At 34.8% G+C, this 13,483-nt stretch carries 17 protein-coding genes; 8 read left to right on the top strand and 9 right to left on the bottom strand.

The features are described 5' to 3' along the window. The first annotated feature begins 9 nt into the window (after positions 1-9). Together proB and O1A01_RS20680 are read left to right on the top strand one after the other, a co-directional pair. Positions 10-1,137 carry a glutamate 5-kinase gene (gene proB / locus O1A01_RS20685; RefSeq protein ID WP_066412273.1) on the top strand — a complete coding sequence of 376 codons (1,128 nt, stop codon included), beginning with the start codon at positions 10-12 and terminating at the stop codon, positions 1,135-1,137. A gap of 18 nt (positions 1,138-1,155) precedes the next feature. Further along, complete coding sequence (locus O1A01_RS20680; RefSeq protein ID WP_270064864.1) at positions 1,156-2,412, top strand: glutamate-5-semialdehyde dehydrogenase; 1,257 nt, start codon at positions 1,156-1,158, stop codon at positions 2,410-2,412. Between the two features lie 69 nt (positions 2,413-2,481). On the opposite strand, the gene O1A01_RS20675 is transcribed toward O1A01_RS20680, so the two are convergent. Both O1A01_RS20675 and O1A01_RS20670 read right to left on the bottom strand, forming a co-directional pair. After that, positions 2,482-3,789, bottom strand: a complete 1,308-nt coding sequence (locus tag O1A01_RS20675; protein ID WP_270064863.1) for an aspartate aminotransferase family protein — start codon at positions 3,787-3,789, stop codon at positions 2,482-2,484. 19 nt (positions 3,790-3,808) lie between these two features. Next, on the bottom strand, positions 3,809-5,194 hold the full coding sequence (locus O1A01_RS20670; protein ID WP_270064862.1) for a YjiH family protein: 1,386 nt from the start codon (positions 5,192-5,194) through the stop codon (positions 3,809-3,811). A 164-nt stretch (positions 5,195-5,358) separates the two neighbouring features. On the opposite strand from O1A01_RS20670, the gene O1A01_RS20665 reads away from it, so the two are divergent. After that, the gene (locus O1A01_RS20665) at positions 5,359-5,628 is read left to right on the top strand and encodes a DUF1292 domain-containing protein (protein ID WP_066412285.1); all 270 of its coding nucleotides are present in this window, start codon (positions 5,359-5,361) and stop codon (positions 5,626-5,628) included. A gap of 38 nt (positions 5,629-5,666) precedes the next feature. Here O1A01_RS20665 and O1A01_RS20660 read toward each other — a convergent pair whose 3' ends face one another. Continuing rightward, positions 5,667-6,296, bottom strand: a complete 630-nt coding sequence (locus O1A01_RS20660) for a LysE family transporter (RefSeq protein ID WP_066412288.1) — start codon at positions 6,294-6,296, stop codon at positions 5,667-5,669. Between the two features lie 203 nt (positions 6,297-6,499). Here O1A01_RS20660 and O1A01_RS20655 point away from each other — a divergent pair, with 203 nt between their 5' ends. Beyond that, positions 6,500-7,891, top strand: coding sequence for an amino acid permease (locus tag O1A01_RS20655; RefSeq protein WP_270064861.1), 1,392 nt, complete (start codon positions 6,500-6,502; stop codon positions 7,889-7,891). A gap of 61 nt (positions 7,892-7,952) precedes the next feature. On the opposite strand, the gene O1A01_RS20650 is transcribed toward O1A01_RS20655, so the two are convergent. After that, complete coding sequence (locus tag O1A01_RS20650) at positions 7,953-8,324, bottom strand: hypothetical protein (protein WP_066412292.1); 372 nt, start codon at positions 8,322-8,324, stop codon at positions 7,953-7,955. Positions 8,325-8,434: 110 nt separating this feature from the next. Continuing rightward, positions 8,435-8,719: a hypothetical protein gene (locus tag O1A01_RS20645; RefSeq protein WP_066412295.1), complete on the bottom strand. Its 285-nt coding sequence runs from the start codon at positions 8,717-8,719 to the stop codon at positions 8,435-8,437. 171 nt (positions 8,720-8,890) lie between these two features. Here O1A01_RS20645 and O1A01_RS20640 point away from each other — a divergent pair, with 171 nt between their 5' ends. After that, the gene (locus O1A01_RS20640) at positions 8,891-9,523 is read left to right on the top strand and encodes a LysE family transporter (RefSeq protein ID WP_066412298.1); all 633 of its coding nucleotides are present in this window, start codon (positions 8,891-8,893) and stop codon (positions 9,521-9,523) included. Between the two features lie 88 nt (positions 9,524-9,611). Here O1A01_RS20640 and O1A01_RS20635 read toward each other — a convergent pair whose 3' ends face one another. Together O1A01_RS20635 and O1A01_RS20630 are read right to left on the bottom strand one after the other, a co-directional pair. After that, a complete protein-coding gene (locus O1A01_RS20635) occupies positions 9,612-9,866 on the bottom strand; it encodes a hypothetical protein (RefSeq protein ID WP_066412302.1) in 255 nt (84 codons plus the stop codon). A 71-nt stretch (positions 9,867-9,937) separates the two neighbouring features. Next, on the bottom strand, positions 9,938-10,453 hold the full coding sequence (locus O1A01_RS20630; RefSeq protein WP_270064860.1) for a DUF6241 domain-containing protein: 516 nt from the start codon (positions 10,451-10,453) through the stop codon (positions 9,938-9,940). 322 nt (positions 10,454-10,775) lie between these two features. Between O1A01_RS20630 and O1A01_RS20625 the strand changes: the two genes are divergently transcribed. The 3 genes from O1A01_RS20625 to O1A01_RS20615 all read left to right on the top strand — a co-directional run bounded on the left by O1A01_RS20625 (position 10,776) and on the right by O1A01_RS20615 (position 12,841). Further along, on the top strand, positions 10,776-11,603 hold the full coding sequence (locus tag O1A01_RS20625; RefSeq protein ID WP_270064859.1) for an STAS domain-containing protein: 828 nt from the start codon (positions 10,776-10,778) through the stop codon (positions 11,601-11,603). Between the two features lie 122 nt (positions 11,604-11,725). Then, on the top strand, positions 11,726-12,088 hold the full coding sequence (locus O1A01_RS20620; RefSeq protein WP_270064858.1) for a hypothetical protein: 363 nt from the start codon (positions 11,726-11,728) through the stop codon (positions 12,086-12,088). A gap of 15 nt (positions 12,089-12,103) precedes the next feature. Further along, positions 12,104-12,841: an Mrp/NBP35 family ATP-binding protein gene (locus O1A01_RS20615; RefSeq protein ID WP_066412319.1), complete on the top strand. Its 738-nt coding sequence runs from the start codon at positions 12,104-12,106 to the stop codon at positions 12,839-12,841. A gap of 97 nt (positions 12,842-12,938) precedes the next feature. On the opposite strand, the gene O1A01_RS20610 is transcribed toward O1A01_RS20615, so the two are convergent. Together O1A01_RS20610 and O1A01_RS20605 are read right to left on the bottom strand one after the other, a co-directional pair. After that, positions 12,939-13,256, bottom strand: coding sequence for a globin family protein (locus O1A01_RS20610; RefSeq protein ID WP_066412321.1), 318 nt, complete (start codon positions 13,254-13,256; stop codon positions 12,939-12,941). Positions 13,257-13,280: 24 nt separating this feature from the next. Continuing rightward, entirely contained in the window at positions 13,281-13,472 is a 192-nt protein-coding gene (locus O1A01_RS20605) for a hypothetical protein (RefSeq protein WP_066412322.1), read from the bottom strand. Positions 13,473-13,483 lie beyond the last annotated feature (11 nt).

Here is a 13,483-nt window from a genome sequence, read left to right as displayed (position 1 = left end):
AGTGATTAGATGGCCACGGCCGATAAAAATAGAAAGAGAATCGTGATAAAAATAGGTAGTAGTTCATTAACAAGTTTGCATGGTGAGATTAGTAGAAGGAAATTAGAAAGGTTAGTAGATGAAGTAGCAGAATTAAAGGATAACGGATATGAAGTACTTCTCGTCTCATCGGGAGCAGTAGCTGCAGGATATCGTAAACTTGGGTGTTTGGAGCGCCCAACAACGCTGCCTGAAAAACAAGCTGCTGCTTCAATTGGCCAAGGCTTGTTAATGGAAGCATACTCAGAACTATTTTTGTCTCATGGGTACGTAGCTTCACAAATATTAATTACTCGAAGCGATTTTTCAGATGAAATTAGATATAACAATGCACGAAACACAGCAAATGTTTTGTTAGAACGCGGAATTGTTCCGATTGTAAATGAAAACGATACGGTAACAGTAAACCGATTAAAGTTTGGTGACAATGATACATTATCAGCAAAAGTAGCAGGGCTTATTTGTGCAGACATGTTAATTATACTCTCTGATATTGATGGTTTATATGACTCAGATCCACGAGAGAACAAAGATGCAAAATTACTAGAAAAAGTGGAGGAAATTACCCCGAGTATTGAGAAAGCTGCCGGAGATTCTGGTAGCAGTGTTGGTACGGGTGGCATGAAGTCTAAAATTGACGCGGTTAAAATTGCGATGGCTTCTGGAGTACCAACATTTCTTGGAAAAGCGGGTGTCCCCAATATTTTAGTTGATGCGGTAAAACGAAAGGCGAAAGGTACTTATTTTGACTCGAAGACGAAGCTGAACTTAGATCAAAAAAGACAATGGATTTTGTTTAACTCCGGGCCAGAAGGAGAGGTAATTTTAAAAAAAGACGCTGATTTATCACAGCTAGGAAAGAAAAGCCTATTACCGTCTAAAATTGACAGAGTTATCGGGACATTTAAGGTCGGTTCCGTCATAAAAATTTTAGATTATGAACAAAAGCCAGTTGGACTTGGTGTAGTCAATTATTCATCAACGGAGTTAGTACAATGGAAAAAAGAAGAACTTACAATGGAAGAATACCCAAAAGAAGTAGTTTATAACGAAGATTTAGTTTGTCATATTGAAAAAAGCATACCTGTTAGTGTATAAAAATAATGGAGGGATTGGATGACAGTAACAACGGTAAGTGTGGAAAGTCAAGCAATAAAAGCAAAGAAAGCTGCAAGGGCACTGAGCTTATTAACGACAGAACAGAAAAACGAAGTCCTATATAAATTAGCCGATCATCTTGAAAATAGGGCAGAAACAATTTTGAAAGCAAACGATTTAGACTTATCAAACGGACGTGAAAAAGGCTACAACGAAGCATATTTAGATCGATTAGCACTATCTAAGGAACGTATTACTGACTTTGCTAATGGCTTAAGAGAAGTTGCAGAGCTGGATGATCCTACGGGAGACATTTTATCAAGCTGGAAGTTAGAAAATGGTCTTTTAGTGGAGAAAGTAAGGGTACCATTAGGTGTAATTGGAATGATTTACGAAGCACGCCCTAACGTTACAGTAGATGCAACTGGTTTAGCATTAAAATCTAGTAATGCTATTGTATTAAAAGGTGGCTCTTCTGCTATTAATTCTAATAAAGCAATTGTGGAAGTAATGCACGAAGCGTTAGACGAAACGGTCGTTAGTAGAGAGGTAGTACAATTTATTGCTAGTACTGATAGAGAGACAACACAGCAATTGTTTACGATGAAAGAGCATATTGATGTACTAATTCCTCGTGGAGGAGCATCTCTAATCAACGCAGTCGTTGAGAATGCTACTGTTCCAGTACTGGAAACAGGTGTTGGTAACTGCCATCTATATATCGATCGTGATGCGGATGTAGAAAAAGCATTATCCATCTTAGTTAACGCGAAGACAGACCGCCCCGCAGTCTGTAATGCAGCAGAAACGTTAATTGTTCAGGAAGACTGGTTAAAGCTCCATAAAGAAGCACTAATTGCTACCTTATCTGAACATGATATTTCTGTTTTTGGTGATGAGCAAGTCGTATCAGTCATTCCGAATGCTAAATTAGCTGGGGAAGACGACTGGAAAAATGAATACTTAAGTTTAAGTATTGCAATAAAAACGGTGAAAAACGTGGATGAAGCAATTGTTCATATAGATCAGTATGGTACGAAGCATTCAGAAGCTATTATTACTGAAAACAAAGAAACAGCTGCAACTTTTATGAAATTAGTCGATGCAGCTGCAATCTATCATAATGCCTCCACTAGATTTACAGATGGCGGAGCGTTAGGATTCGGAGCAGAGATAGGGATTTCTACACAGAAATTACATGCAAGAGGACCAATGGGATTACCAGCCTTAACTACGGTAAAATATCAAATGACTGGTAACGGACAAATCCGCTAAGAGTTAATCATGATAGGTAAAAAAAGGATGAACTAGGAACAATCTGTTTCTAGTTCATCCTTTTTCCTATTAAAGAGTTTTTTCTTCATATATAGAAATAGCCTCATCTAACATTTTTAATCCATCATCAATTTGCTCTTTTGTAACAGTCAATGGTGGAATCATTCGAATAACTTCACTGTTATTTCCACAGAAGTAAAATAGAACACCTTTTTCTAGGGCAAAATCAAGTATTTCAAATAAAGCTTCACCATTTGGTTCACCTGAAGTAGGATGAACAATTTCAATTCCAATCATTAATCCGACCGCACGTATTTCCCCAATTACGGAATGTTTTGCTTTTAATTTTTGAAGTTGCTCAACAGCGTATGCTCCAACTTCTTTTGTATTTTGTAAAATGTTTTCTTCCTCTATCACGTCTAAAACAGCTAGAGCTGCATGGCAAGCGATAGGATTTCCCCCAAATGTCGTTCCATGACTTCCTAAAGGCCATTGCTGCATAAGTTCATGAGATGCTACGGTTGCACTCAACGGTAAACCATTGGCAATTCCTTTTGCAATTGCCATAATATCAGGCGTTACGTCAAATGTTTGAGCGGCGAACATTTCCCCAGTTCTCCCGAAACCAGTTTGTACTTCATCAAAAATAAGTAATATATTGTGTTGATCACAAATTTCGCGAACTTTTTTTAGCCAAGCTTTAGGAGGGATTATATAACCACCTTCCCCTAAAACAGGTTCTACAATAACAGCAGCAACCTCTTCAGGTGTAACTTGATGATTAAACAAACGTTTAAAATCTTTTTCTAATTGTTCCACTACATAAGTTTCAGGGTCGATTCCATTAGGTGCCTCTGCAGTGTTAGCGTACGGTACTTGATAAGACCCGTGAGGCTGTTGGAATTTTCGATATTTACTTTTCGAAGTTGTGACACTTAAAGCTCCCATCGAACGCCCGTGAAAACAACCGATAAAGGAAACAATATAGGGGCGTTTCGTCACATGTTTTGCTAGTTTTATAGCACCTTCAATGGCCTCTGTACCGCTATTGGCGAAAAAGAAGCAATCTAGTTCCCCAGGTAATTTTTCAGCTAGACGGTCTGCTAACGTTAATATAGATTCATAGATAATGACTCCAGAAGGCCCGTGCGCTAATTCGTCAGCACCTTTTTTAATTGCTTCTACCACTTTTGGGTGGCGATGACCTACATTAGTCGTTGCAATTCCTGAAGTGAAGTCTAAATATGTTTTACCATCTAATCCATAGTAATAGCACCCTTCTTCTTTTATTACCGGTAAATTAGGATGATCTTTTGCCATGCTCGGTGCTAACCGCTTCGACATGTTGTGTACTAAATGACCCCAATCTTGATTCATGTGTTTAACCTCCTAGATGTTAGAAAAATAGTAAATGTGCCATTAAAGCTGCAACTGGTAATGTAATAATAGTACGTTGTAAGAAAATAATAAACAACTCTAAAAGAGATAAAGGTATTTTAGATTTAATAAGTAATACACCAATCTCGGACATATAAATTAATTGCGTTAAAGACATAACTGCAATAACAAATCTCGTTAATTCAGATTCAATGCCACTACCGATTACTGCCGGTAAAAACATATCCGCAAACCCTACAATCATCGCTGGAGCAGCCGCACTTGCTTCAGGGATTTGCAATAAATTTAATAAAGGCACGAATGGATAAGATAAGTAATTAAAAATTGGGGTGAACTCTGCAATAATTAGTGCCACCGTTCCGATTGCCATTACTAAAGGAATTAGTCCAATCCAAATATCAACTACATTAAAGACAGCTTTTTGTACTACTTGTCTCGCACTTTTCACTTGATCTGCTTTTTCAACTGCTTGTTTTACTCCCCATTGGAACGTAGACATTTCGCTTGGAACAGACTCATGAATTTTTTGCCCTACTGGCTCATAATACGTATCTTTCTTACGTGACAAAGGAGGAATTCTTGGACAAATAACAGCAGCAACTATTCCCGTTACGATAACTGTAAAGTAAAACTGTACAAACATATGGTCAATATTTAAAAACTTCGCTATAACGAGACTAAACGCGATGGAGGCAATCGAAAAGTTTGTTGCTACAACTGATGCTTCTCTTTTTGTATAATAACCAGACTCATATTGCTGTGTTGTTAATAGAACACCTACCGTTCCGCTTCCCATCCAAGATGCCATTGCATCGATAGAAGAGCGACCAGGTAATTTAAATAGTGGTTGCATTACTTTTCTAACTATTGTACCAATAAAGTCCATTAAGCCGAACTCAAGCAGTAGTGGCATAAATAAACTTGCAAATAAAAACCACACCATTAACACAGGAATAAGATCGTATAAAACTACTCCACCTGTATATGCGGAGTTAATGGCAGAAGGACCAAATCCTAATAATGTAAAAACTGCGAATAATGCACCGATTATTCTAAGTATTAACCAAAAAGGACTTATGTTAAATAAAGTATTTATAAAACTATTTTTCTTTACCGAAGCAGGAGCAATCTTAACTAGTAAACTACCAATAGCGGATACACATAAAACAACAGTCATAAACGTTGGTATATGTGCCCCAATTGCACCTTGTAACCAATCTGCCATAACCCCAAGGCCAATCGTTACTTTTCCGTTAATTTTTATCGGTATTAAAAATAATAAAACACCAATTAAGGAAGGAATGAGGAATTTTATTAACTGTTTTGATGAGTATTTAGATTGTGTTATTTCCGTTGTTTCTGTCTTGGCTGAACCGATTTCCATAGTGGTATCCCCTTTTTATAAATATAACTTTTAATGAATATTTATAAAATACACGAATGTGCATAAAAATACAACACTTTTTTGAAGGAAATAATAAACAAACGGACATATAAATCTATTTAAAGGACAAACTATACCAAGATATGTAAAAAGAGGTGATACCGATGGAATTAGATGACTTTAGAGATACAATTGTAATAAAAAATATAGACGGAGAAGAAATGGAATGTACGGTAGAAGCTTTGTTTGAGATGGAAGGAAAATCATATGCCCTTTTATCTGATGGAAAGGCCACTGTTGTCATGCAGGTTGAAGAAGATAGAGGAGAACAATATTTAGTAGGAATATATAGTACAGAAGAAAAAGAGGCAATACTAGATGCGTATGAAATAGCGATGGAAGCAGCCATGTTAGATAATCAAGAAATTTTTTAGAAAAATAGGCCTGCAAGGAAGGAGCAGGCCTATTTTTGTTATAAAAATAAAATTTTCACTGCTTCATATCCAAAATATAAGCCAAAGCCGATCATTGATAATGAAGAAGCAATGGAAATAAATCTAAGTAAGTTGGAATGAAGTAACCTTCTTGCAACGCTAGATACTGTTGCCATCGTAAAATCCCAAAGTAATATACCGGCTATTATCGCTAAACTGTAAACGATTAAAAGGTTACTTGAAAGGGTTGTTGCATTTTTAGCTAAAACAGACCCATATATGCCAAGCCAAAAAAGTATCGTTAGTGGGTTTGAAATAGACATAATAAAACCAGTAGAAAAGGAGCTTCTTAATCTTTCCTTTCCTTCTTCTTTTGCGCTCCTATTTATTTTTACAGAGGCTAACAAGCTTTCAATCCCTGTGTACGTAAGAACGAAAAAACCAAATAACCATAGGAATGTTTGCATAAAAGGTGTTTCAATAAAATGTATTACTCCTAAATAAACTAATAGCATGTATATGACATCTGCAATTAATGCGCCAACTCCAAATACCCACGCATGAAAAAAACCAAATTTAATTCCTTTATCTAATTGAGCAGCATTAACTGGCCCGACAGGTGCTGCTAATGAAACCCCAAGTAAAACATATGTGAAAATTGAGTTCATCAAAAAACCTCCAATAAAGTATCTTTTCCATACTTATTCAGAGAAGGATGCTTGTACGACTAAAAAAGAAATAAATTTTTGGACAAATAATAACGTACAATTTTCAAATACTATAACAAAATATATAAAAGACATACCGTTCTTATGTAGTTAGTTACATACAAGTATTAATCTTTTTCTATATGCTAATAAAGGAGAAAACTATGGTTGATAAACAAAATATGAGTAGTGTGTTTCAAAAATATTCTAGCCAAAGTGGAGGAAGTGGAGGGGGAGAAAATAAGGAAGGTATTTCTTGGTGGCACCTATCTCTTATTGGAGTAGGTTGTACAATCGGAATTGGATACTTTTTAGGGTCAGGATTAGGCATTAAGTCAACTGGTCCTTCAATCGTGATATCATTCCTTATTGCCGCTCTCGGAACGTATATTGTATACAATTTGTTAGCGAAAATGACTGCAGAGGATCCGCAAGATGGCTCCTTCTGTTATTACGCAAATAAAGCGTATGGTAGATGGGCAGGTTTTAGTTGTGGATGGAATTTTTGGAGCGCAAATATTTTAATTATAGGAAGTCAGTTAACGGCATTAGGCTTGCTTTCAAAATTTTGGTTCCCTCATGTTCCGCTCTGGATTTTTGCTGCGATATATGCAGCACTGTCCATTCTTGTTGTGTTATTGGGAGCGAAAGGTTTTGGAAAAGTAGAAGATGTACTAGCGATAATTAAAACGTCCGCAATTCTTATGTTTATTATTATAGGTGCTTTAGTATTTATAGGGATAATCGACGGAAGTGCAGAGGGGAGACCTGGAGTCCCAACTTCGTATACCGAATTTTTCCCTGAGGGATTGAAAGGATTTTGGGGTTCCCTCATTTTTGCTTTTTATGCTTATGGCGGAGTAGAGGTAATAGGTTTAATGGCGATGGAGTTAAAGCATAGGGAAGATGCGCCTAAAGCTGGTAAAGTAATGTTAACTTTACTTGCTATTGTTTATTTAATTTCTTTAACACTTGTTGTTACATTAGTCTCTTACACGAAAATTACTGAAAAAGAGAGTCCGTTCGTAACAGCATTAGCGAATTATGACCTTACGTTTTTTCCGCATGTGTTCAATGCAGCAATTATTATCGCTGGATTTTCAACTATGACAGCTGCTTTGTTTGGGGTTACAACTTTACTAGTAACAATGGCTAAAAGTGGAGATGCACCAAAATTATTTGAAAAGAAATTAAAGTTTAGAGAGTTACCATTAGCATCTTTATCATTAGCCGTAGTTGGCCTCCTTTCGTCTGTTATAGCTGCCTTACTATTACCGGGAAAAATATTTGAGTATATTACTACTGCAGCAGGAATCTTACTCTTATATAATTGGATGTTTATTATAGTATCAGCATTGAAAAACTTAGATAATAAAATGTGGGATAAAATCCTCGCTTTTCTAGGTATCCTTTTCATTATTGCAGCAGTTAGTGGTACAGTAGTAGAAAAAACTAGCCGTTTTGGATTTTATGTAAGTTTTGCTTTCGTGGGGGTTATCGGGATTTGTACATTAATATTGAGTAGAAAGTGGAAGAAAGAAGAACAATCTACTTAAAGAAAAGCCAGTATCTATAGCGATACTGGCTTTTTATTTATGATATTATGCGTGGGCAGTTTTAATTATTTGTAAAAGCTGGAATGCGATATTGTGCTTGGTTTTGATAAAGATGTTGATTTTGATATGGTGCATTGCTTGTAAACCCTTGATTAGGATGTATTCCACTTAGCTCATGTTGCATTTGATTGCACATGTTTACGATTTCTTGACAACGTTGAATGGCTAACTCGTGGTTGAGTAAACTTTGCTCAATATATTGTGCAGCTTGTTTTTCTCGTTGTAGTATTTGTTCGAGCATTTGGATGTTTTGTTGTTCTTGCTGTAGCATCGCTCTGTATTGTTGACTACCTTGTTGTGTTTGATTGATAAGTTGCTGCGCAAGTTGACGGGTTTGGTTTATTTGCTGTGTACCATGTTGTGTAGTATGCATAAGGGTTTACCTCCATATGTTTATTTAGTGGGTTTCCCCTCCCATAGGTTTTACTAACACCAACAATAAACCCCTGTAAACTTAAGCCAACAACATGAAGATAATTTACTTTACTTTTCTTCTTCCTCTTCATCAAGATTCAATGTTTTCCCGCCTACTGATAGGTGTGAAAATACTTCTGCTTCTTCCGTTAATTTTTCGATTCCTTTTAAGTAAGGCTTTACTAAATCTTTAAAATCTTCTTCTACCCCTTCCACTTCAAGATGTCCAAATACATATATTTTCTTTTCTTTCATGATATACGATAAATATCCTACCGCTTTATCTTGTTGATTTACTATGTTTAATACTTGAGCTTCTTCTTTACTTAATTCAGGTGAAAAGTAAATTTCCATTATCTATCCTCCATGATGTACTTATGTAGTTAATATAGTTACTTTAGTTAGTATTTCCTTTCCTTTGCACGATATGTGTTATATTTCCATCCAAAAATCATTGAAAAGTTGTCCTACTTGGACGACCTCTCTCATACAATGTACAAGTCTGTATTTGGGAGTGATGAAAGTTTGAGCGTTAGTGTGTTATTAAGTTACGTATTATTAGGTCTTACATTAGCAGCACCAATCGGGCCAGTTAATTCTGCCCGTTTAGATAAAGGGATTAAAAACGGTTTTTGGCATGCGTGGAGCGTTGGTGTAGGATCGATGATTGCTGATGCGATTTTCATGATATTAATCTTTTTAGGGCTTGTACATTTTATTGAAATTCCGATTGTTCAAATCTTCCTATGGTTATTCGGGGGTTTTGTGCTTATATATTCAGGGGTGGAAGGGATATTAAAAGCTAGTAACATTTCCTTTGATGCTAATCGAAAAAAAGATTCATTATGGAAATGCTTTTTAACAGGGTTTATTATGTCCATTACGAGTCCGCTTTCTATTTTATTTTGGCTTGGTATTTATGGCTCCATATTAGCTAAAACTGCTACTTCATACGGAACAACACATCTTCTTGTATATAGTACAATGATATTTATTGGACTTACACTTTGGGACATATTTATTGCTGGTCTTACTTCTGGATTTCGTAAGTTTTTAACATATAAAAGTCTTATTAATATTTCTATTGTTTCAGGATTATCATTAATCGCTTTTGGGCTATACTTCGGTTTTCAAGGAATTAAAGCTCTTTTTTTCTAATAAAGAGGGAAATCTGGTGAATAAATTCTGTACTTGAATTCTCCTAGCTTTACATGAAAAATAAAAACCTACATCAAATAAATGTAGGTTAGTACCGGAGAGTAAGTGCTTCCTGTGTTTCTTCCACTTGGCGCAATAATTCTTTTGCTCGTAAAAGATTTGTTTCGTCCTCTTGGCTAAGCTCTTTACCGTGAAAGCTATGTAAAAGCTCTTTTGCGTAAGCAATTAACTGAATCGATTGTTGATAATTACGAGAATTGTTATTTGTTTGCGTATGGTAGACAGCCTCCCAAGCTTCTTCCACTGCTTTACGAATTTCATGAATCGGTTCATGATAATCCAATATTAATCCCTCCGTTAAGTAGTCTTTTTTGTATATAGTTTGACAAACGGAAGGAATTATTCCTGACTACCTTAACGTGATTTAAAATGCTTTCGAATAAAAGCTTCTTCCTCTTCTGCTGTTAATAAACCTGTTGCCTTACCTACCGTACCGTTTTGTAATTTCCATATTGCGTTATGGTCATGATCAGCTCTAGAAAAATCTTGTTTAGACCATCGGATTAATATGCTTTCATATACATCTGCATGTGCGTAATCATCTCGATTTAGTTGCACTATTTCGAGTAGTCTTTCCACTCTTTCAGGTGATAATGGGATAGCCCCCCATTTTTGATCTGCTTTCACTTTTTGATGAGACATTAAATGAATCGCTCTTTGTATAGAAGCTTCCGACATATCTAGTGTAAATTCCCCTTCAACAACTTCTTTTTCCTCTTCTATAAGAAAAATAGCTCCTTGCTCAGATTCCTCGACTGTAAGTTGTACTTCTGATTTTGGAGTAAAAATGTCAGTTAGAAAAAATAAAGAAATTACGATAAGGATGATAGGTAAAGAAATAACGGCTAGCCATTTTAAATAGCCTTTCATGATCGATACCTCCTAAGGTGTAAAGATTATCCAGTTATCTACTTCTATAAAGTAAGCGAAAATACCTTTTTATTTTTTAAGGAAAAAACTCCATCATGTACTATATAGTACAAAAGCAACAATTTAAGGTAAAAAGCGTCTAGATGAAAAAAAAACAATCGAATCTAAGCTATACTAAATACAAGGGATAAATTTTAAATACATTAGTTGTAAGTTCGTATAATTATTCATAATATTAAGGGAATATATTTCAAATCCACTCTTAATTTAGTAAAATAGACTATATACATAATTTTACTTATCATAATAAATGGAGGATAAAATGGAACTTTCTTTTAAAAACAACTTTTCATTGAAAGAATTTATATTAGAAAATCAGCAATATTTCGAGGGGAAATTATTAAATGAAGCAATAAATGTAAAAGATAAAATTGAGGAAATCCGTGCAATTGGTAATATTAATCTATTAAAAAATGCTAATAATATCGTACTTTTTGTAATTGAAGAAAGAAAAGAAGAATTAATTGCTTTTGCTAAAGCAGAAGGGATTGTTTGGGCTAAATATCAATTAACGTTAGCTTTTAAATTAGAATGGATTCAAGCATTAAGAAGGACACTTTGGAATTTTCTTTACCATTACGACAAGTTAAGAGGGGACACCTTAAGTCTTGAAGCGTTCTATGAAAAAGAAAAAAACTACAATGAATATATTGATCAATTTTTTTCTAACTTTTTTATTAATTATTCGAAGTATAAAGATGAATTACTTGAAGATCATCGAAAATTAGTGGAAAACTTATCTGTACCTATTATACCAATTAATAAAGAAATATGCGTTCTCCCTCTAATTGGAACAATAAATAGCCAAAGAAGTATGACTATCCAAGAAAAAGTTTTATTTGAAATTAAGGAAAAGCATATTCAAACGTTAATAATAGATCTATCAGGTATAGCTCACATCGATGAAGAAATCACAAATGACTTCATGAAAATAATAGAAGGAGCATCGATGATGGGTTGTAGAACTATTTTAACTGGTTTACGCCCCGAAATTGTAAGAGGTGTTGTATTAACAGGTATTAATTTCAATCACCATGCAGATTTTAAAGGGACATTACAACAGGCATTAAACGAAGTCTTATTTAAATGAAAAAGAATTTAACTTTTGAGTTTGCTAATTATATTGGCAAACTCTTTTTTATGGGGAAAAATAATGGAGTATGATGTTACTAATGTTTTGTCCATACTAATTAATAGGAGGTTGACAACTTAATGTTAGTGACAAAAATTACATACTCTTCTGTAAATAATACTTTTACAGATTTTTCATCCCCATACATAAAAAAATATGAACATAACTATTATAAAGTTTTCCCGGAAAAATCGGATAAACAGATAGCGGATGTAAAAGTTAACGATAATTTGATTGAAATTTCCTTTTTGGAGGATCTTGAACTAAAGGAATACATTTTATTACATGAAGTAATAAAATCTATCCAATTAGACGTAAAAGGAACGATTGATGATTCCAATAGTTTTTTAGGATATACAGAGTTAGGTGAACGAGCTTATATTATTCGGAATTGGAGTAAATGGATTGGATATGTTCATGAATCCATGAAAAATTGTCAATAAAGGAGGAGTTAAAAGTTGTTGTCTGGTAATGTTATTTCTGTTATCTCAGGAAAAGGCGGTGTGGGTAAATCAACTGTTTCTGCTAATCTTGCTGTTTCCTTAAGCAAAATGGGGAAAGAAGTAGCTCTTATAGATTTTGATATTTATGGAAGCAGTATTCCCAGTATGATGAATATTAGTCACGGACCGAAATCAATGAACAATAGAATAATTCCCGTCGAATCGCATGGTGTAAAAGTGATGTCGATGGGATTTATTGTGAAAAATAACGACCCTGTTGTTTGGAGAGGACCTATGCTTGGTAAAGTTATTAATCAATTTATAAATGATGTCATTTGGGGAGACTTAGATTACGTCATTATTGATATGCCACCTGGTACAGGGGATGTCGCGATGGATGTAAATCGCTTAATACCAAATTCACAACAAATTTTAGTAACAACTCCACACCCAACATCCTCTCATGTAGCTGAGAGAGCAGGAAAGATGGCACATAATAATAACCATAAATTTGTTGGAATCGTAGAGAATATGTCCTACTTCCAACCACCCGACCATAATCAAAAATACTATATTTTTGGAAAAGGTGGTTCAGAGCAATTAGCGTCTAAACTAGGGACAGAGCTTATTGCGAGGCTACCAATTATTGCTCCTAATGAGAAGGATTTTGAACCTTCCATTTATAAAAAAGGAAATTTGCTGCATGATAAATATATGGAACTAGCTGACAGGCTAGATTCCTCAATAGCTTAAAAAGAGACTCGGACATAACTATTTCTAATGGTTTACTTGTTTAATTCGTAGAAAAACTCGCTAATCGCTTTGTCACAAGGACTTGCGATTTGCGAGTTTATTTAATAACAATATTTCTATATCGTTCTAGAGCTTGTTTTGCTTTTTCATAAGTATCACTATTGGAATCGAGCGAAGAAATGAAGTGGTCAATCATAGAATCAAAATGTTTTCCTTCTAACGAGAGGTGTAGATGAGCATTTGCGATATCTTCTTCTGAATATGTACCTTCCTCAAAGGCATGCGAGTAAAATGTTTCTGGATGATGCTTGTAACGATCAAAGTCAATGTTGTTAAATAAATCTTGAAGGTTAGGATCTTGTTTAATTTTTTCAAAAAACTTTTCTTCAACTCCATTTGTATTAGATGATTCCATATATGACACTCCTTTTTTAATCAGTTAATTAAGTACTTTGTCTGCTTTTCTAAAAAATATATATGTTATGATTGTTACGAGGAACATAAATCCAAGTGACCAAAAGTAATAATGCAAATCATCATAATGACCGGCTAAAAATTCTTCTGCCATAAACTGCACAAGTACTATTTGAACAGTTAATAAGCTCATAAACACCCACCAAGCCATTTTCATTGATCTTCACC

Origin of the sequence: Sutcliffiella sp. NC1 (genome assembly GCF_027594365.1) — a bacterium.
Taxonomy (GTDB): domain Bacteria; phylum Bacillota; class Bacilli; order Bacillales; family Bacillaceae_I; genus Sutcliffiella; species Sutcliffiella cohnii.
Note: the sequence above shows the minus strand (reverse complement) of the source record. Positions and strands in the feature narration are given on the sequence as shown.